This window comes from Bradyrhizobium sp. Kon56, assembly GCF_055807635.1.
Map to the genome: position 1 here is coordinate 1 of NZ_JBVVOU010000190.1, position 382 is coordinate 382.

Below are 382 nucleotides of genomic sequence, written 5' to 3' on the forward strand. Positions count from 1 at the left end.
GCCATGCCCTGCTCGACCATCGCTTCCAGCTTGTCGATGAGATCGCGGTCGGTGCCCTCGGGCTCGGCTTCGGTCGCCTCCAGCCCGGCCAGAATTTCCTTGATGCGGTCGATCGAGGACAGGATCACCGTCACCGCCTGCCCCGTCACCGGCATGCCGTCACGGAATTTGCCCATCAGCGTCTCGCCGGCATGCGCCAGCGCTTCCAGTCGCGGCAATCCGAGGAAGCCGCACGTGCCCTTGATGGTGTGGACCAGCCGGAAGATGTTATCCAGGATCTTGGCGTTGTTCGGCTCCTGCTCGAACTTCACCAGCTGATTGTCCACGGTGTCCAGGCTCTCGCTGGTTTCCGTCAAAAACTCCCGCAACAGATCATCCATGA

General features: G+C 61.8%; 1 protein-coding gene. It reads right to left on the reverse strand.

Annotated elements, in window-relative coordinates:
• The coding region (locus tag AC0L3B_RS38575; RefSeq protein WP_198960214.1) for an Hpt domain-containing protein at positions 1-380 on the reverse strand (380 nt) is incomplete at its 3' end.
• Positions 381-382 lie beyond the last annotated feature (2 nt).